Source organism: Pseudonocardia sp. EV170527-09, assembly GCF_008369905.1.
Classification (GTDB): Bacteria; Actinomycetota; Actinomycetes; order Mycobacteriales; family Pseudonocardiaceae; genus Pseudonocardia.
Genome location: NZ_VRMC01000110.1, coordinates 1 through 17033, shown reverse-complemented (window position 1 = coordinate 17033; position 17033 = coordinate 1). Strand labels below are relative to the sequence as shown.

18 protein-coding genes and 1 pseudogene are annotated in these 17033 nt (G+C 70.5%); 15 read left to right on the top strand and 4 right to left on the bottom strand.

The window, feature by feature from the left end; translation table 11 throughout:
- The 7 genes and pseudogenes from FVA95_RS31020 to FVA95_RS24790 form a co-directional block, all read left to right on the top strand.
- Positions 1-792, top strand: a pseudogene (locus FVA95_RS31020) (hypothetical protein); the annotation flags it as partial.
- Positions 789-2333: an SCO6880 family protein gene (locus FVA95_RS24815; RefSeq protein WP_240051713.1), complete on the top strand. Its 1545-nt coding sequence runs from the start codon at positions 789-791 to the stop codon at positions 2331-2333. The pseudogene FVA95_RS31020 and the gene FVA95_RS24815, both read left to right, overlap by 4 nt.
- A 329-nt stretch (positions 2334-2662) precedes the next feature.
- Positions 2663-3913: an ATP-binding protein gene (locus FVA95_RS33225; RefSeq protein ID WP_240051712.1), complete on the top strand. Its 1251-nt coding sequence runs from the start codon at positions 2663-2665 to the stop codon at positions 3911-3913.
- The gene (locus FVA95_RS33735; RefSeq protein WP_149666297.1) at positions 3910-5049 is read left to right on the top strand and encodes a C40 family peptidase; all 1140 of its coding nucleotides are present in this window, start codon (positions 3910-3912) and stop codon (positions 5047-5049) included. Before FVA95_RS33225 ends, FVA95_RS33735 begins: the two co-directional genes overlap by 4 nt.
- Positions 5050-5192: 143 nt before the next feature.
- The gene (locus FVA95_RS33555) at positions 5193-5681 is read left to right on the top strand and encodes an Lsr2 family protein (protein WP_149666296.1); all 489 of its coding nucleotides are present in this window, start codon (positions 5193-5195) and stop codon (positions 5679-5681) included.
- A gap of 70 nt (positions 5682-5751) precedes the next feature.
- Positions 5752-6480, top strand: a complete 729-nt coding sequence (locus FVA95_RS24795) for a hypothetical protein (protein ID WP_149666295.1) — start codon at positions 5752-5754, stop codon at positions 6478-6480.
- Positions 6481-6578: 98 nt separating this feature from the next.
- On the top strand, positions 6579-8390 hold the full coding sequence (locus FVA95_RS24790; RefSeq protein WP_149666294.1) for a type IV secretory system conjugative DNA transfer family protein: 1812 nt from the start codon (positions 6579-6581) through the stop codon (positions 8388-8390).
- A 131-nt stretch (positions 8391-8521) separates the two neighbouring features.
- Here FVA95_RS24790 and FVA95_RS24785 read toward each other — a convergent pair whose 3' ends face one another.
- From FVA95_RS24785 to FVA95_RS24775, 3 genes are all read right to left on the bottom strand, one after another.
- Complete coding sequence (locus FVA95_RS24785) at positions 8522-9121, bottom strand: hypothetical protein (protein ID WP_149666293.1); 600 nt, start codon at positions 9119-9121, stop codon at positions 8522-8524.
- The gene (locus FVA95_RS24780; RefSeq protein WP_149666292.1) at positions 9118-9315 is read right to left on the bottom strand and encodes a hypothetical protein; all 198 of its coding nucleotides are present in this window, start codon (positions 9313-9315) and stop codon (positions 9118-9120) included. The genes FVA95_RS24785 and FVA95_RS24780 overlap by 4 nt, the downstream gene beginning before the upstream one ends.
- A 161-nt stretch (positions 9316-9476) precedes the next feature.
- Positions 9477-10094: a ParA family protein gene (locus FVA95_RS24775; protein ID WP_161992427.1), complete on the bottom strand. Its 618-nt coding sequence runs from the start codon at positions 10092-10094 to the stop codon at positions 9477-9479.
- 384 nt (positions 10095-10478) lie between these two features.
- On the opposite strand from FVA95_RS24775, the gene FVA95_RS24770 reads away from it, so the two are divergent.
- The 4 genes from FVA95_RS24770 to FVA95_RS33205 all read left to right on the top strand — a co-directional run bounded on the left by FVA95_RS24770 (position 10479) and on the right by FVA95_RS33205 (position 12626).
- Positions 10479-10733, top strand: a complete 255-nt coding sequence (locus FVA95_RS24770; protein ID WP_149666290.1) for a hypothetical protein — start codon at positions 10479-10481, stop codon at positions 10731-10733.
- A 70-nt stretch (positions 10734-10803) separates the two neighbouring features.
- On the top strand, positions 10804-11040 hold the full coding sequence (locus tag FVA95_RS24765; protein WP_149666289.1) for a hypothetical protein: 237 nt from the start codon (positions 10804-10806) through the stop codon (positions 11038-11040).
- Positions 11037-12179, top strand: coding sequence for a C40 family peptidase (locus FVA95_RS24760; protein WP_149666288.1), 1143 nt, complete (start codon positions 11037-11039; stop codon positions 12177-12179). The genes FVA95_RS24765 and FVA95_RS24760 overlap by 4 nt, the downstream gene beginning before the upstream one ends.
- A gap of 309 nt (positions 12180-12488) precedes the next feature.
- Positions 12489-12626 (top strand): hypothetical protein, encoded by a 138-nt coding sequence (locus tag FVA95_RS33205; RefSeq protein WP_240051711.1) that lies wholly within the window; start codon positions 12489-12491, stop codon positions 12624-12626.
- A 2-nt stretch (positions 12627-12628) separates the two neighbouring features.
- Here FVA95_RS33205 and FVA95_RS24750 read toward each other — a convergent pair whose 3' ends face one another.
- Positions 12629-13243 carry a hypothetical protein gene (locus FVA95_RS24750; protein WP_149666287.1) on the bottom strand — a complete coding sequence of 205 codons (615 nt, stop codon included), beginning with the start codon at positions 13241-13243 and terminating at the stop codon, positions 12629-12631.
- A 224-nt stretch (positions 13244-13467) separates the two neighbouring features.
- On the opposite strand from FVA95_RS24750, the gene FVA95_RS24745 reads away from it, so the two are divergent.
- The 4 genes from FVA95_RS24745 to FVA95_RS24730 are packed head-to-tail and all read left to right on the top strand — an operon-like array spanning position 13468 to position 16595.
- Positions 13468-14136, top strand: a complete 669-nt coding sequence (locus FVA95_RS24745) for a hypothetical protein (protein ID WP_149666286.1) — start codon at positions 13468-13470, stop codon at positions 14134-14136.
- Positions 14133-14369, top strand: coding sequence for a hypothetical protein (locus tag FVA95_RS24740; RefSeq protein ID WP_149666285.1), 237 nt, complete (start codon positions 14133-14135; stop codon positions 14367-14369). Before FVA95_RS24745 ends, FVA95_RS24740 begins: the two co-directional genes overlap by 4 nt.
- Positions 14360-16000: a type IV secretory system conjugative DNA transfer family protein gene (locus tag FVA95_RS24735; protein WP_149666284.1), complete on the top strand. Its 1641-nt coding sequence runs from the start codon at positions 14360-14362 to the stop codon at positions 15998-16000. The genes FVA95_RS24740 and FVA95_RS24735 overlap by 10 nt, the downstream gene beginning before the upstream one ends.
- Entirely contained in the window at positions 15993-16595 is a 603-nt protein-coding gene (locus tag FVA95_RS24730) for a DUF4913 domain-containing protein (protein WP_149666283.1), read from the top strand. Before FVA95_RS24735 ends, FVA95_RS24730 begins: the two co-directional genes overlap by 8 nt.
- Positions 16596-17033: the final 438 nt, after the last annotated feature.

The window sequence follows — 17033 nt, the reverse complement described above, 5'->3', positions numbered from 1 at the left end:
GCGGCGATCCTGCTGGAACCGGCCCTGGCCCTGTCGTTGGTGATCGGCGTCGGGATCCTGTCCTCGGCGACCGGGATCGCCGCACTGCTGGTCGGCGCCGGCGTGCTGCTGTCGTCGCTGTTCTGCCCCTGGGCGGTCTACAAGTTGCTGGCGTTCGTCGACCCGGCGACCGGCGCGGGCACCGAGCTGCGCTCCCTGCTGTCCCGGCCGCCGAACAGCAGCCACATGCCGGCGCCCGCGACGTCGGCGGCGGAGATCAACACGGCGCGGTTCGACGAGCACGCCCGCGCTCAGCGCGCGGCAGCGGAGCGGCCCGGTCTCGCCACCCGCGCCGCCGGTGCCGCGACGGCGGGGTATCAGCGGGTCGCCGCCGCCGGGGCCTACGCCGGGGCACGGCTCAACCAACAGGCCGCGCAGACCGGTGTCGGTCATCCCGGCGCGATCCTGCCCAGCCGGGCGGTCCCGGCACCGCGAACCCGCGCGACAGCCGGATCTGGCGGCGGCGCTGCGGCGGACGAGCCGCCGCCCTCGTCCCCACCGGCGCCGCCGGACGGGCCGTTGCCGGTGAGGGACCCGAAGGTCTCCGACGAGCAGGCACCGGAGTCCGGGCCGGACCGCGGCGCCACCGACGCTGATCGCCGTGACCGTGACCGTGACCGTGACCGTGAGCGCCGAAGCCGGCGGCCGGGGCCGGACCCGGCCGCGCCGGGTGACCGCCGACCACCCACACCCCCGCCGCCGGGGCAGCCGCGATCGGGCCGCACCGATCCACCTCGAGGAGGGCAGCGGTGATCGACAGCAGCTCGGTGCGCCGGTATCGGAATCTGCATCACCGCGAAGGCGCCGGGTGGATCGGTGGGCTGACCACTGCCCAGGCGGTGTGGATCGTCGGGGCGTGCGTGCCGGTGATCGTCGCGATCGCCGGGAACCACTGGACAGCCGCGCTCGGCTGGCTCGCGGCCGCTGCGGTGATCACCGTGTTGGTGACCGTCCCGGTCCTTGGCCGCCCCGCGGTGCGCTGGCTGGCGGATCTGATCATGTTCGGAACAGGAGTGATGATGGGCTGGTCTCCGTGGCAGTCCCGGGCGGCCGCCGGCCGTGTCGATGATCCGTCCGTCCCGGATCTGCCGGGGGTGTTGTCGCGGCTCGCGTTCCACGACGGGCCCCGCCTGTACGAGACGCGGTTGTGTCTGATCCAAGACAGTGTCGATGCCCGCTGGTCGGTCACCGGGCGGCTGACCCACTCCGGGGTCGCGATGGCGTCGCCGGGTGAATGCGAACAGCTGGCGTCCCGGTTCGGGGCGATGCTGTTGGGGTTGCGCGGGCGGGAGGTGATCGACCGGATCTCGCTGCTCGTGCGCACCGTCCCCGACGACGGCACTGACTACCGGCTCTGGCGGGCCACCCACGAAGTCGCCGACGCACCAGTGTTGACCCGGCAGATCACCGACGAGATCGACCGGGATGTCGCTGCGGTCTCGGTGCGCACGGAGCTGTTCGTGACGGTCTCGGGCACCGAGGCTGCGCTGCGGCGCCCGGCGAAAACCGCCGGGGGCGGTGTCGCCGGGCGGGCGTATGCGCTCTACCGGGTCCTTGACGGGGTCGCCGACGGGCTCCGCGCGGTCGGCGCCACCGACGTGACCTGGCTGACCTCGGCGGCGGTGGCCGAGACGATCCGGACCGGGTTCAACCCGGCCGCAGCCGCGCACCTGCGCCACCAGCACCTCACCCGCCCAGACCGCGACGGCGACGGCAGCGGCGGGGGCGGGGGCGGGTTGGCGTGGTCCCAGGCGGGTCCGGCGTTCGCGCCGGCCCCAGCGGCGCGGCACTACGCCCATGACGGGTTCGTCTCGGTCACCTACGCCGTCGGCCCACCGGTCGGCGGCACCACCTTCGGGTCGCTGGCCCCGCTGCTCGCGGTCCGGACCGCCGGCGAACGGCGTGCTCTGCAGATCCACTATGAAGTCCTCGACCGCGGCGAAGCCCGCCGCCACGTGACCCGGACCCGGTTCCGGGACACCGTCGTCGCCGACTTCAAAGCTTCCCGCGGGTTCCGCAGCAGCGCCGAGGACGAACACCGCCGCGCCGGCGGCCACGACCATGAACACGCCGTCGCCGCCGGACACGGCCTGGTCCGCTACACCATCGCCGCCGCGACGACCGTCCCCGCGGAGTGGAACATCGAAGACGCCGCCGCCGGCCTGGAGAACGCTGCCACCGACCACTTCAGCCTGATGCGCATCGAACTCGCCCAGGACGCCGCGTTCGCCGCCGCGGTCCTGCCCGTCGGCTACGGCCTGCCCGGCCTGCCGCAGCGCCGGTGGCACCGATGAACCCGCGCCCGCGCCTGGGGCTGCGGCGTGATCGTCGGGCGTCGCCGGTCTCACGCAGCACCGCGGAGCTGCTGACCGCATTCACCGACCTCACCCCCGACCAACTCGCCGCTGCCACCACCAACGACTCCGGTATCACCGCTGGTGATGTCGGGGAGCGGGGCATCGTGTGGAACAGCGCGCCGCGGCGCGGGTGGCGCCGTCACGGCCGGGGGTGGGCCCCGATCGACGCCGCCCGTCGGTTCCCGATCCACCGCGCCACCACCGATCAGATCGGTGGCCTGTTCCCGCTGCTCGCCGCGCACGGGGTCCCCCCGGTCGGCGCGAGGATGGGCTTCGACGCCGACACCGGCGGCTCGTTCTACGCCCACCCCGCCGACTGGGTGCTGTCCAAGCTGGTCACCAACCCGAACATGATGATCTTCGGTCAGCCCGGGCGTGGAAAGTCCTCCACGGTGTTGGCGTTCTGCCTGCGGTTGATGCCGTTCGGGTTCCGCACTCTGATCTCCGGCGATCGGAAAGGCGAGTACACCCCGGTCCTGCGTGCTCTGGGGATCGAACCGATTGTGCTCGGCGCGGGCTCACCGCGGCGGCTCAACGCCCTCGACCTCGGCCCGGTCCGGACCCGCTGGGTGGGCTGGGACACCACCCGCCGGCTCCGGGAGTTGGAGGTGGTGCTGGGCCGCTGGAACCGGCTGCTGCTCGCGTTGTCGGCGGCCCAGGGCTACCCACCGAACGTGACCGACGAGTACGTCCTGCACCTGGTGCTGCGCCGGCTCGTCGGCGCCGACGACACCACCTCCGGACTACGACCGGTCACGATCCCTCAGGTCACTCGCCTCCTCGCGGATCCGGACGAGCAGTTGTGGACCGATACCCGGTTCGCATCCCGGCGGGCGTTCCTCGACCAGCTCCGCCCCCTGACCGACGCATTGTCGAACCTGGTCGTTGGACCGCTGGCCGGGTTGTTCGACGAACCCACCAACTTCGACCTGGACTGGGACGCGCCGATCCAGTCGATGGACCTGTCGCGGCTGGAACCACTCGGCGACACCGCGATCACCGTGGCCCTGACCTGTCTGGGCATGTGGTCGGCCATGGCGTGTGACCTCCAGGACGACGGCGACATGCGGATCGTGGTCCGCGACGAGGTCTGGCGACAGATGGAACTCGGCCTGCGCGCGGTCAAAGCGATCAACGCCGACCTGCGCCTGTCCCGCAAAGAACGCCAAATCCAACTGTTGATCATGCATAAGCCCTCCGACCTGCGCGCGGTCGGCGCCACCGGATCACACGAAGCCGAGATCGCGCGGGACTTCCTCGCCCTGTGTTCGACGAAGATCCTGCTCGGCCAGCCGGAGATGATCTCCGGTGAGCTGTCCGAGCAGCTCGGGCTCTCCGCCGCCGAACAAGCGGTGATCACCGACTGGGCGATGCGCGCCCCAGGCCGGGCGTTGTGGAAGCTCGACAACGCCCCCGGGATGCGGGTGCAGACCATCCTGTCGGCCACCGAGAAAACAATCTTCGACACGGATGCGGGAATGCGAGGAAAGGCCACCACCGGGCCGGGGCAGCGGTGACGCGTCCGGCGCTCGTCGTCGCCGCGCTCGGGACGGTCACAGTGCTGCTGGCAGGCGTGGTGCTCGGTGTCGGAGTGCTCGGTGCGATCGGGCTCGGCCTGCTGGGCGCCCGGTTCGGCTGCGGGCCCGACGGGGGGCTCGGCGGCGGCCCGCAGACCGTCGATGGCACCTCGTGGAACGCCGAACAGACCGACAACGCCGCATCGATCGTCGCCCGGGTCGTGCAGCGTGGCCTGCCTCGCCGGGCGGCGGTCATCGCCCTCTCGACGGTGATCGTGGAATCGCGGCTGGTCAACGTGACCCATGGTGACCGCGACAGCCTCGGGCTCTACCAGCAACGCCCGTCACAGGGATGGGGAACACCCGCTCAAGTATTGAATCCGGTCGCTGCGACCGACACCTTCCTCGACCGCCTGATCGGGCTGCCCGGATGGATCGCATTGCCCCCAGGACAGGCTGCCCAAGCTGTTCAGCGCTCGGCGTTCCCCGACCGTTACGCCCCGCAAGAACCCGCCGCGGCGGCGTTGGTCGAGCGCTTCTGGACCGGCCCCGACAACCCGGCGCTGACGCCCGGTGCAGCCCCACCGGGTGCAGCGAACGCCCAGCTCGTCAGCCAGGTCTATGCCTGCCCGGACACCGGCGGCGCCGGTGTCCCGCTCCCACCCGGCGAGGTCGACCCGACGCGTCTGCCGCCCGGGTTCATCCCACCCGCCGATCCGGTGCAGCGGGCCGCGGTCGGCTACGCCCTGGCCCAGCTCGGCAAACCGTATGTCTGGGGTGGGAAAGGGCCGAACGGGTTCGACTGCTCCGGGTTGATGCTCGCCGCCTGGGCGCACGCCGGGGTCCCGATCCCCGCCGGGACGGTCAGCCAGAAACACGCCGGCACCAGCGTGCCGATCGTACAGATCGCGCCCGGTGACCTGGTGTTCATCCCCGGCAGCCTCGGCAGCGAGACCCATCCGCGGCACAACGGCATGTACGTCGGCCACGGCCTGGTCGTCAACGCCTACGACACCTCCCAGGGCGTCATCTTGCAACCACTCGCCGACTGGGCCGACGAGGTCACCCACATCCGCCGCGTCCACCAGTCCGCCCCGGGACCCGGAACGTCGAACACGACACGAGCAGCGCCATGAGCAGTGACCGAAAACGTTCCACGGAATCCGCCCGCGCCGCTCCATTCGGAAGAGAAATGCGGTAGGATGGCCACACTCTCCGACGATCTCCGGAATGGGGGCGTCTCCACCCTTGACGTGATAAGGATGTCGAACCGACAGCTATGGCGAGATTTTACACTTTCCGGTGGTGCGGCGACCTGGATGGTCGCGACGCCGCCGAAACCGTCGAATTCGCTATTGATCGCCGCCGTTACAGTATTGATTTGAGCAGTGAGAACGCGGCCCGGTTACGGGCGGTGTTGGCCGAGTATCTCGCGGCGGCCCGCGTCGTCGGCCCTCCGGTCGGCAACCGGGCCGCGACGATCTCAGCGACTTCTCGGGCACCGGGGACCCCGAGACTCCCCGCCCCCCCAGCTGTGGCAACTCCGAGCCCGCAGAAGCAGGTGCCTGCGGCTACTGCGACGACACCAGTGTCGACTTCTGCGTCGTCGTCAGCGGTGGTGGTGGATCGGTGGCAGGTCGAGGCGATGCGTCAGTGGGCCCGGCGTCATGGCTATGAGGTGCCGTCGAAGGGGCGTCTCCCGGACCGGGTCGTCGCGGCCTATCACCAGCAGGCCGGATCACGCCGGATCAACATCCGCACCGCCTGACCCCACCCGACCACCTGGTTCTGGCCGATTTTGTCGGTCGGCACCGGAAAAGGCTAGGAAGCAGACAAGTATGGATGCCGACGCAGGCCCGGTGTCAGATCCGGTGCCGGACCCACCGCCAGAATCGACACCGACACCAGATCCGGGGCTGGATGTGGTGACGGATTTGTTCAGTGATGATCCTGATGTGGCGCGGCGCCGGACAGTGGCGGCGATGGTCGCGTTGTCGGAGCAGGAACTGTCGGATTACGACCGTCGGGCGGTCGCGTCGGTACTGGATGGCACGTTCAGCGATGACGACGCTCGTCGGGTCGCGGGGCGGGTGCAGCTCGCCGACGGCTATCTCACTGACCCGCAGGTCACCGCCGAGACCGACCAGCAGATGACGCTGCTGCTGCTGGAGAAGGCGCTCCGGCTGACCGCGCTCAGGGGCTGGCATGTGTGCTGGCGGGGCGGGGGTGGCGGGGACACCGAGCAGGAGCGGATGATCGCCGAGCGGCGGGTCATTCTCGGTTCCTACGCCACAGACGACGCCACGGCCACCGCAGTGGAGAAGATGACGTTCGATCCACGTGGGGTGTCGGTGACCTACCTGGCCACCACCCGCTGCACCACTGACGCCGACACCACCGGCACCGGTGCCGCGGGTGCGGACCCCAGCAGTGCCGACAAGATCCCGGCCGACGGCGGCACCGGGCGCACCTCTGGCGATGCTGCGGGCGGCGGGACTGCGGTCTTGTCGCCGTCAGGGCCGCAGCGGCGGTCGTGGTGGCGGTGGTTCGGCCGGCGCCGCACGTGACGCACGGGCCGCCGGCCTGGGCCGAGCCCTACCTCGGCGCGATCATCGGCACCCTCACCGCTGCTGGCGCCGTGTTCTGTGTCGAGGCCGCCGCGGTCGTGACCGGGCTGCTGACCGGAGCACCCCGGCTGCTGCTACTCGGCGCCGGCGACCTCTACGACGCGATCGGGCGGCTACTCGGGATGCCTGCTCGGCCCGGGTCCACGACCGCGTACCTGTCCGCGCACGCCGCCCTGTATCAGGCCTGCCTCACCGGTGCTGCCGCGTTCCTAATCATCGGGGTCCCCGTCACCGTCGCTGTCGCCCGACGGCGGCGCCGCAGCCGCCGCGCACGAGCAGTGCAGGTCACGCCCCAGTCCGGCCTGGTACGCGCCGCTATGGCCCGGGTCACACCTGCTGTGGCGGGTCACGCCACCCGTGCCGACATCCGTGACGAGCTCTCGATCGCTGCGTGCCGCGACTCAGCAGCCCGGACCCGGCCCCAGATGAGTCCGGCCCAGATCCGGGCCGCCGCACCCGGCGAGGTCGGTATCCCGCTGCCCTACACCGCTGGTGGGCAGCTGTGGGCGCCGTTTCTCAACCCGACCGGCACGATCGCGCCCACCCAGAGCGGGAAATCGCGACGGTGGCTGTGCCAGATCTGCATCGACGCGCCCGGCGCGATGCTGTGCTCGACCACGAAACCCGACCTGCTCGAACTGTCCGCGCTCGCTCGCACCCGGCGGCCGTCGGCGGGCCCGGTGCTGGTGTTCGACCTGACCGGTACCACCACCTGGCCGGCCCAGCTGCCGTGGTCACCGCTACACGGCTGCCGTGACCAGCAACAGGCCTGGGCCACCGCGAAACGCCTCGTCAACGCCGCAGCGACCAGCATCGAAGCCGGTGGGGGTCGCGGCGCCGGGAACGACCGCGTCTTCCGACAACGCGCCATCGGCGTCGTCGGCGCCTACCTGCTCGCCGCCGCTCACGCCCCCACCAGCAGCGAAAACAGCAGCACGGGGCTTGAGCGAGTCGCGGCCTGGGCTGCCGACCGGGCTGCCGCCCGGGAGGCGGTCACCATCCTCACCAACCACCCCGCCTACCGCCATCTCGGGGCCGCGCTCAACGCCGAACTGGCCATGGTTGCCGAGACCGCCGACGCAGTCTGGCTTTCCGTCCGCCGCGCCTTGGAGCCGTTCTCCGATCCCCGTATCCACGCGATGTGCACCATCGACCCCGCCCACTCCTACGACGTCACCACGTTCATCGCCGCCGGGGGCGCGCTCTACCTGATCGCCGAGGAAGACGATGTGGCCGCCATCCCGATCCTGACCACCATCGTCGACGAATGGATCGCCGCCGCCCGCGCGCTCGCCCTGACCCGGCCCGGGCGGCGACTCGATCCACCCGCCACCGCAGTGCTCGACGAACTGCCCTCCGCGACACCCGTGCCCGGCCTGCCCGCCAGCCAGGCCGACTCCGCCGGCCGTGGCGTCCTGATCCATTGGGCCGCCCAGTCCCGATCCCAGCTCGACACCGTCTACGGCAACCGCGCCCGCGACCTCATCGAGAACTCCACCGTGTTCATCGTCTGGGGCGGTATCAAAGACGACGACACCCTGTCCTGGCTCTCGAAAATCATCGGTGACCGTGTCCAGAACCGGCACACCCACCCCACCAGCGGCCTACTCACCGGGGACCGGGCCGGGAGCTACACCACCGAACGCGTCCCCATCTACACACCCGCCGACATCCGCACCCTGCCCCGCGGCGAGGTGCTGGTCATCTACCGACACCTACTCGTCATCCGCGCCACCACCATCGACGCCTACCAACGAGCCGACGCCCACCAACTCCGCGCCGACGTCACCACCATCGAAAACGGAGACATCCCCATCGACCCACACGGCTATCCGACACACCGCAGATGACCTGCCCCCGTCGACTGGGGGGTCTGCAGATCGTGGGAGTGGGGCGTAAGGTGCCCGGCGCCGGGTAGCGGCGGCCCTTGCCTGCGCTGCCGCTACCCGGACCACCCGCCCCACCCCCGACAGACAGCTCGTCAACCGCCGGTTGACGATTCGGTTTCTTCCTGTTGGCGGCGACCGAGATCCTCCGCGCGGGCCCGGTCGAACCACGGCGACCAGTCCTCGACCCGCAACACCCGACCGGGATCAGCGCCCGCGGCCCGGTGCTCCGGGCGGTCACAGAACCCGCCGCGGGCAGCGTCTTTCCCGTCGAATGCCGCGTAAGCGTGCGGAACCCAACGGGTGTGCCACTCCGCTGCCTGAAATCCCGACCCGTGCGGGCCGTAAGCTTGACGATGCGCGGCATGCAACCACGACCAGGTCTCCCGGCCCCACACGTGCATCGGCCAACACCCCGGAACCTGCCGCAACGTCGGCGACAACGTCGGCATCGCGACCCGAGCCACCCACTCCCCCAGCTCATCCCACGCCGCCGCGGCCTGCACCGCTGTCAACGATGGCCAGCACACCGGCCGCAGCCCACCCGCCGAACCCGCACCACCCGCCGCAGCACCACTCACGTTTTCAAGCTGGACGACCCGATCCCCCAACTCCGCGACCACCCCGGCCACCCGCTGTAGATCAGCACCTAACGACGCCACCGCAGCAGCAGCAAAATTCTCGGGACTGTTCATTTTCTGGCTATTTCCGCAGCGATCCGGTTACGGATTGTGGAGGCGAGTTCGGGTTGTTCGGCGAGTTCGGTGAGCAGGGCTCGGATGACAACAGCAGCGGGGAGGGTGGGGAGGCCGAGTTGTTCGGCGAGGGTTTCTCGGTGCTGGCGGAAGTGCCTGTGGTCAAGTGGGGACAGGTCGACGGTGATCCGCACCGGTTTCGTACGTACGGGCATTGTTGGCACGTCAGTCGCTGCAGCAGGTGTCGGCATGGCGGGAACCTCCGGTGGCGTGACTGGCTCGGAGTGCTCTGCGGGGCCGGGGGTCCGGTTCGCGGCGCGGGTGGCTCGGGCCCGGAGCTGGTCAGCAGTAGCCATTACCAACCACCTCGCTGAGCAATTTCGTCGGCTGCGTCGCGAACGGCGGTGTCCTCAGCGCGCAGGATGACGGGACCGCCGATGGCTTGGGCGTAGCGTTCGGCAAGAGGTATCACCGATCGGCAGGAGTGGCGACCGGAGGCGGCGAGGAGGTCTCGGTAGACCGTCGATGATGTGGTGTTCGCACGAACCCGGTTCCACAGCACTGACACCACTACTGGTTGTGTCCGCAATGGTTCGACCTCGTCGAGTGCCCCCCATACCGCAGGGAGTACGTCCCACTCCGATGCTGTGGGGGCAAGTGTGACTACGACATCAGTCGCCGCGCGCATCGCGCTGTAGACGATGCCGCGTTGTAGCTCCAGCGGCGGGGTGTCGATCACGACCACATCGAATCGGTCTTGATTCACGATCCCGGATAGTTCCGCGTGCAACTTGTTCGTGGCCAGCCCGAACACAGGGATGGTCCACTCACCGTCCTGCGCCCACCGCGTCAGGGTGCCCTGTGGGTCAGCGTCCACCGCGATCACTCGCCTCCCCGCGCTAGCCCATGCGTGCGCGAGTAGGCCAGCACCGGTCGATTTCCCGCTGCCACCTTTGAGGTTGGTGACGGTCACGACCCGCAAGCCAGGCAAAGAAACCACGCCACACACACTAGCCGTGTTGCAGGGGTGCCGTGTTGCAGGGGTGCCGTGTTGCAGGGGTGCCGTGTTGCAGGGGTGCCGTGTTGCAGGGGTGCCGTGTTGCAGGGGTGCCGTGTTGCAGGGGTGCCGTGTGCTGGGATCGTGGACTCTCAGTCGGTGAAAGGTGCTGACAGTCGGTGAAAGGTGCTGACACCGTCGGTCGGGCCACCCCGGCGGCTACGACGCGGGGGAAGAAGATCAACGGCCGTAAGCGACACATCGTGACTGATGCACTCGGGCTGCTCATCGTCGTCATGGTCACCAGCGCAGCCCTTGCAAGATCGTGACGGTGGCCGACTGGTACTGGAGCGGGCGAAGATGACGATGCCCTCGATCGTGCTGGTCTGGGCTGATGGCAGCTACGCCGGGAAACTCCTGACGCTGGTCCGCCACCGGTTCCAGATCCTGGTGGAGATCGTCACACGCACCGACACACGTCCCACCTTCGAAGTCCTCCCCACGCCGGTGGGTCATCGAACGAACGAACTCCTTGGCTCCTGGCAGGCCCGCCGCCTGGCCCGCGACTATGAACGCCTGCCCGACGCGCACGAACGCCGCAGCAGCTGCACCTGATCCGCAACTCACTGCGCTTGACGCATCTGTGCAGGTCACAGCCCCGCAGGGGGCCGTCCGCAGCGGGCGGTTGCTGGGGCTGTCCGAGGCCGAGCGGGCCACGATCGGCGATTGGGCCATGCACGCCCCCGGCCGGGCACTGTGGAAGCTCGACAACGCGCCCGGGATGCAGATTCAGACGGTCCTGTCTCCCACTGAGAAGTCGATCTTCGATACCGACTCCGGTATGCGTGCCCGCGCCCGGACCGCCGCGGCCGACCCCGACGACGCCGCCATCACCGCCGACGCCGGCGATGATCCGGCGTGAGTCGTCCAGTGCTGGTGGCGGGCGGGGTCGGGCTGTCGGTGCTGTTGCTGGTGACCTGTGCCGTCGGCGGGTTAGCGGTGCTGGCCGCGCTCGGGATCACCGGCGGCCGGTTCGCGTGCGGACCCGATGGGGGACTCGGCGGCGGCGCGCAGACCGTCGACGGCGTCGAATGGTCTGCTGAGCAGACCGACAACGCCGCCACGGTCGTCGCCCGGGTCGTCGACCGTGGCCTGCCGCGGCGCGCGGCGGTGATCGCGCTCTCGACGGTGATCGTCGAGTCCGGGCTGGTCAACGTGGCTCATGGTGACCGCGACAGCCTCGGGCTGTATCAGCAACGCCCGTCCCAAGGCTGGGGCAGCCCCGCCCAAGTATTGAATCCGGTCGCTGCGACCGACACGTTCCTCGACCGCCTGATCGGTGTGCCCGGGTGGATCGCGCTGCCACCCGGACACGCCGCCCAGCAAGTTCAGCGCTCGGCGTTCCCGGACCGTTACGCCCCCCAGGAACCCGTCGCGGCGGCGTTGGTCGAGCGCTTCTGGACCGGCCCCGACAACCCGGCGCTGACGCCCGGTGCAGCCCCACCGGGTGCAGCGAACGCCCAGCTCGTCAGCCAGGTCTATGCCTGCCCGGACACCGGCGGCGCCGGTGTCCCGCTCCCACCCGGCGAGGTCGACCCGACGCGGCTGCCGCCCGGGTTCATCCCACCCGCCGATCCGGTGCAGCGGGCCGCGGTCGGCTACGCCCTGGCCCAGCTCGGCAAACCGTATGTCTGGGGTGGGAAAGGGCCGCACGGGTTCGACTGCTCCGGGTTGATGCTCGCCGCCTGGGCACACGCCGGCGTCGGTATCCCGGCCGGGACGGTCAGTCAGAAGAACGCGGGCACCAGCGTGCCGATCGGACAGATCGCCCCCGGGGACCTGGTGTTCATCCCCGGCAGCCTCGGCAGCGAGACCCATCCGCGGCACAACGGCATGTACATCGGACACGGCCTCGTGATCAACGCCTACGACAGCACCACCGGCGTCGTCCTGCAACCACTGAGCGAGTGGGCCGACGAGATCACCCACATCCGCCGCGTCCACCAGCCCGTCCCGGGACCCACACCGCCGGCCCCGGACCTGCAGGCGGCCGCCCCGTGACGCACACGACCGAACACCCGCCCACACGACCAGACAGAAACCCACGAGACCGGACAGCCGTGACAGCAGTGACAGCAGTGACGACCGGCCAGGCCACCGGCCACCGACCCGGCCGCGGCCCCGGCCACCCCGGTCGCGGTGGGCCGGCACCGTCATGCGGGACGATCGACCCCGCTACTGCCCGTTTCCGGCCCGAAGGACACCATCCTGCCTGCTCGTGCTGTTCTTGTCCGGCTGTCCTGCTGTGGCCTGTCCTGGGTCGGAGCCGACCGCGCCCACTGCTGTGCCCGCTTCGGCGGCTGCGGGGCGGTGTTCGACACACCCGAGGTGTTCGACACCCACCGGACCGCGGCCACCACCAGCAGCGGTCTCACCCGCTGTCTGGATCCGGCCGGCCTCGACCTGGTCGTGACGAAGAACGGGATCTGGACCCGCCCAGGCCCCTGAACTCAGCCCGTCGCCCCGGTCACCGACCCGGACGCGGCGAGCTCGGCGAGCAGCACCGGGTCACCATCGGTGATCTCGGTCAGATCGGCGATGGTGAGGCCCAGCCACCCGGCCACCACCGCGACATCGCCCGTGATCTGCGGTATGGGTGCGGGCAGCACCACCCGCACCGCCGACGACAACACCCACCCCGCCGACCCACCAGCACCACCGGCACCAGGATCGGCCCCGGCCCCGAAATCGACGCCGAGATCGAGATCGGGGTCGGCGGCGAGGGTGACCACGACCGTCGGCGACCCGACCAGTGCTCGTCCCCGCCCCGACGGCGGCGGGGACGGGTGGCGGCGCGGTGGGCCGTGCGGGGCGGGTTCGAGCAGCACCACGTAGTGCCGCGACGAGCCGCAGGACTGCCAGAACGACCGGGCCACCCTCACACGACCACCGACGATCGCCGACCACACCACCCGCGCCACCCCACCGTGCCCGGCCAGCTGCGCCTGCGCCTGCGCCTGAGCGCAGGCACCGTCGAGCTCGCCGCGCGCGCGTTCCCGCGCCCGGAACGTCGGATCCCGCTCAGCCCGGCGCCGCCGCACCCTCGCCTTCCGCGACGTGTCCATTCCGACGACTTTACGACCCGACACCGACAGCAACGGCCGCGGATCAGCGCGAAGAACGGGATCGGGGTCGATGCGGCCGTGCATTTCGGTCTGCAACCGCCCCGCGCGGACCGCGCACTCGATAGAATCCCTTTCCGGGGGAATCGGTGGCCGGGCCCGGCGACAGCTCTGTAGCTGCTATGTGACGTGTACTTGTTTGTGTCGCGGGAAAGGATGGGTGTCCGATGGATGAGGACCCGGTACCGGATCGGGATCTGGATCTGGATGTGCTGACGGATTTGTTTGATGATTCCCCGGATTCGGTCCGGCGCCGGACTCTCGTGGCGTATGTGGCCTCCACCGAGCAGCGGTCATCGGATGCTGACCGGCGAGCGGCGGAGGCGGTGCTGGATGGCACGTTCAGCACCGATGATCTTCGGCGGGTGTGTGAGCGGTTGGGTATCGCCCCGGGTTATCTGACCGTGCCGGCGGTGACGCGGGTGGTGGACCAGCGGGTCACCGCCCGGCTTCTGGCAGTCGCGGTCACGCTGACCGGGGTCGCGATGACCGGGGTTTCTCCGGCTGCACCCGGAGAAGGCGCCCGTGGTGGGGAGGGGGTGCTCGTCCGTCGGCGGGCGATGCTCGAGGCCCACACGGTGGACGGTCGCGTCGGGATGATCGGTGGTATCCGGATCGACCCACGCGCGGTGTCGGTCACCCAGCTCACCGAGCTCGCCGAGTGCTTGCCGATCGACGATTTCGCCCCGGACGCCCCGGACGCCCCGGATGAGCTGGGCAGTCCGGTGATCGGCACCGCCACGAAGGCTGCCCTCCGCGGTGTCATCGGGGCCGCCGACGACGAGCAGTCTGGGGTTCCCCAGCCGCGGTCGCGGTGGCGGTGGATGTTCCGGTGACCCGTGCGTCGGCGCCGCTGCCCGAGCAGTACCTGCGGGTGGTCGTCATGACGGTGTGTGGTGTGGTCGGTGTCGGGTCGGTGCAGGTCGCGACGGTGCTGACCGGGGTGGTCACGGGCGCGTCCCGGCTGATGTGGCTTACACCGGCTGACGGTCCTGCCGTGGTCGGGATGGTGTTCGGGATTCCTGGGTTCGCGCCCCGACCACCAGTACCGCGGCGAGTGTGCTGGTGAAGTCCCGGGTTCGGGGCTGGCGGCGCCCGGGCGGGCATGCCGATGCAGCGCAGATCCGGGCGGAGTTGTCGGCGGCGGCGGTGCGGCGGTCCGTGGAACGGACGCGGCCGTCGCTGTCGGTGACTCAGCGCCGCGTCGTGGCACCGGTCGAGTTGGGTTTCCCTCTGCATCGGTATCGGAGCCGGCCGTTGTACGGGTCGTTCGTGAACTTGACCGGGACGGTGGCGCCGACGCAGTCGGGGAAGTCGCGGAAGGATCTGGTGCACAAGGTCCTCGACGCGCCCGGGCCGTTGTTGTGCTCGACGACGAAGCTGGACCTGGTCGAGTTCGCGGCGTTGTCACGGTCCCGGCGGCCAGGGGCGGGCCCGGTGATCGTCTATGACGCAACCGGGCGTCTGCAGTGGCAGTGCCCGCTGCGGTGGTCGTTGATCGACGGGTGCGACGATCAGCAGGAAGCGGCCCGGCGAGCGTACACGCTGGTCGAGGCCGCAGCGTTGCGGGTCGAGGCCGGTGGCGCGGGCGGGGCGGGTAACGATCGGGTGTTCCGCGAACGCGCGGTGGTGGTGCTGACTGCCTACCTAGCCGCCGCAGCGGTCTCGGGATCGACGGTCGATGACATCCGGGCGTGGGCGACCGAACCGGTGTCACCGGACGACGCAGCCGCCGGAGCGGGCCCGGCGAGTGTGGGCGGCCGAGCAGGACCGCGCCCGCAGGTGCGGCAGCCGGCGGACCCGGCGCCGGTGACGATCCTGCGCCACGCCGGGCGCACGGAAATGGCGGCGAACCTGGCCGCGGAAATGGCGTTGGATCCCCGGACGGCGTCGGCGGTGTGGATGTCGGTCCGCCGAGTCGTCGGCGCCTGGACCGACCCGCGGGTACGGCAGTTGCTGAGCCCACCACCGGGCGGCGGGTTGGACGTGCGCGCGTTCATCGCCCAGGGCGGCTCGCTGTTCCTCACCGCGGACCAGCAGCATGCCGCGGACGCGGTGCCGGTGCTGACCGCGCTGGTCGAGCACTGGCTCCGCACCGCCCAGGACCTGGCCCTGGACTACCCGGCCCGACGGCTCGACCCGCCGGTCACCGTCGTGCTCGACGAACTCGCCAACGGCACCCCCGTTCCCCGCCTGGCCGAGGTCATCTCCGACGCCGCCGGCCGCGGCGTCGCGATCCACTGGGCCGCCCAATCCCTCGCCCAACTCGAACGCTTGTTCGGCCCGGTGGGATATCGGGAAGTGTTGGACAACACCACGACACTCACCGCGTGGGGCGGGATCAAAGACGACCGCACCTTGCACTGGCTTTCCGAGCTGTGCGGCACCTATGACCGGACACGGACCCAGAGTCATTCCGAGGGCACGTTCGCCCCGCACCGGCACAGCTACAGCAGCGAGACCGCCCCCGTGCTGCGGCCCGGGCAGATCCGGGAACTACCCGCCGGGAAAGTCCTGGTCCTGCACCGCGGGATGCGCTGTTTCCTTGCCGACACCGTCGATGTCACCGACCGACCCGACTACGCCGAGGTCGCCGCGGACGTAGACATCATCCGGGCCGGGACCGCGGTCCCGATCGACACCCACGGCCACTCGACGATCCCCGGCCCCAGCACAGGTACCGGGGCGGGTCGTGGCTGAGCCCGGTGCCGCTGACCAGGCCCACGATGCCGTCCTGGCTCGGCTCGATGCCCGGATCCGCCAGCACGACGACCGGATCGCCGAGCTGGCCGGCGCTGTCGGTGAGACTGCGGACCTGCTCGCCCAGGTCGTCCCGCGTCTGGACCGCCTCGACACCACCAGCACCGAGACAGCCGGGGCCGCAGGGAACACCGGCCCGGACTCTGATGCCGCGCCACTCTGTCCTGTCCGGTGGGAACGACTGACCGCCGACCAGGCCGAACGGGAATGGCGACGCCTCGCCGACTGGGTCGCCGAGGTCCTCGGCCCGTGGTACGACATCCGCCGCAGCACCCTGCCCGACTGCTGGGCGCTGCACCCACCCGTCGTTCGGCGCCTGTCCGCCCTGCACACTGCCTACGACGCCGCCTACACCGGACCCTCCGCCGGCCCCGGCGCCGTCGTCTACTGGCACGATCGGTGGCTGCCCCACACCCTCGACCTCATCACCCAAGAAGAACCTCGACCCCCCACCCAGGCGGCCCGGACCGGGACCGAACACAACTGCGCCCCCGGCCGCCACCACGGTGCCGCCGCCGACGGCACCCCCCCCTGACCACCGACGGGCGCCCGGTCGCTGCGGCCCCGACCCGCCTGGCCACCGACCACGACACCCACACTCGCCGCGCCACCCCCGGCCAGCCCATCCCACTTGCCGCCGATCCCATCCACCCCGACCACTGGACACCGTTCTGGCACCACGCCATGACCACCGACCTCGAACGTCGCCGCCGACAAACCGACCGACGCTGACGGGGGACGGGGAGGGCCTGTGCAACGAACGGTGGTTCCGGCCCGACACGCCGGACCTCAGCGTCCGGCGGGATGGGCACTGTGAGTGATGACATCAGACCCTATGGGCTCTGCTGAGAACGAGACGGGTTCGGGTCGGCGGTTCTCGCCCGAGCAGGCCGCCGCAGCGGCGATGGTGGCCGACGCCCGAGCGCGGGGGCTGGAACTGACCGGCCCGGACGGCTTGTTGAAGCTGTTCACC

What these genes read in the sequence shown, in the direction of transcription:
- FVA95_RS24770 (WP_149666290.1), top strand. Translation starts at nt 10,479, where the DNA reads ATGACGATGCCCTCGATCGTGCTGGTCTGGGCTGATGGCAGCTACGCC.
- FVA95_RS24750 (WP_149666287.1), bottom strand. Translation starts at nt 13,243, where the DNA reads ATGGACACGTCGCGGAAGGCGAGGGTGCGGCGGCGCCGGGCTGAGCGG.
- FVA95_RS24795 (WP_149666295.1), top strand. Translation starts at nt 5,752, where the DNA reads ATGGATGCCGACGCAGGCCCGGTGTCAGATCCGGTGCCGGACCCACCG.
- FVA95_RS33225 (WP_240051712.1), top strand. Translation starts at nt 2,663, where the DNA reads ATGGGCTTCGACGCCGACACCGGCGGCTCGTTCTACGCCCACCCCGCC.
- FVA95_RS24745 (WP_149666286.1), top strand. Translation starts at nt 13,468, where the DNA reads ATGGATGAGGACCCGGTACCGGATCGGGATCTGGATCTGGATGTGCTG.
- FVA95_RS24785 (WP_149666293.1), bottom strand. Translation starts at nt 9,121, where the DNA reads ATGAACAGTCCCGAGAATTTTGCTGCTGCTGCGGTGGCGTCGTTAGGT.
- FVA95_RS33555 (WP_149666296.1), top strand. Translation starts at nt 5,193, where the DNA reads ATGGCGAGATTTTACACTTTCCGGTGGTGCGGCGACCTGGATGGTCGC.